This is a genomic window from Niallia sp. HCP3S3_B10, from assembly GCF_052064465.1.
Classification (GTDB): domain Bacteria; phylum Bacillota; class Bacilli; order Bacillales; family Cytobacillaceae; genus Niallia; species Niallia hominis.
Window position 1 is genome coordinate 1 of record NZ_JBQHVO010000165.1, and the last position, 425, is coordinate 425.

1 protein-coding gene is annotated in these 425 nt (G+C 40.2%); it reads left to right on the top strand.

Features of this window, described 5'->3' with window-relative positions; translation table 11 throughout:
- A partial coding sequence (locus ACTNDN_RS25030) for a hypothetical protein (protein ID WP_441132585.1) occupies positions 1-425 on the top strand: 425 nt, incomplete at both ends.

Here is a 425-nt window from a genome sequence, read left to right on the forward strand (position 1 = left end):
GGATGAAAATCGTCGTCAAATGATAGAAAAGTCAATAAAACAACTTAGCCCTGATACGGAAATAATCTTCATTGGATGTGGAAAAAGCTATGCAAAGGAATCGACAAATAGTAGTTACATAATAAACGACGGAGACAAAAGCGATTATGTGACAAGTTTTAAGGAGATTAAGGCATCTGTCGGCAATGTAGATGCTGTCCTCTATATGTGGCCGACCGAGGACGGGAAATGGATCACGAATCCAACTGGAATATTATACATGCTTCAAGGATTGACAGAGGCAAAGGTACAGATCGAAACGATTTTAATTGCTGGAGGATATAAAGACGAACTAGAACGCTGTCACATAGAATCGTGGATTGGAATAGGACGTTCTACTGGGTTGGTTATGCCAGGAACCAAGGTAAACATAGTCTTTGCTAACC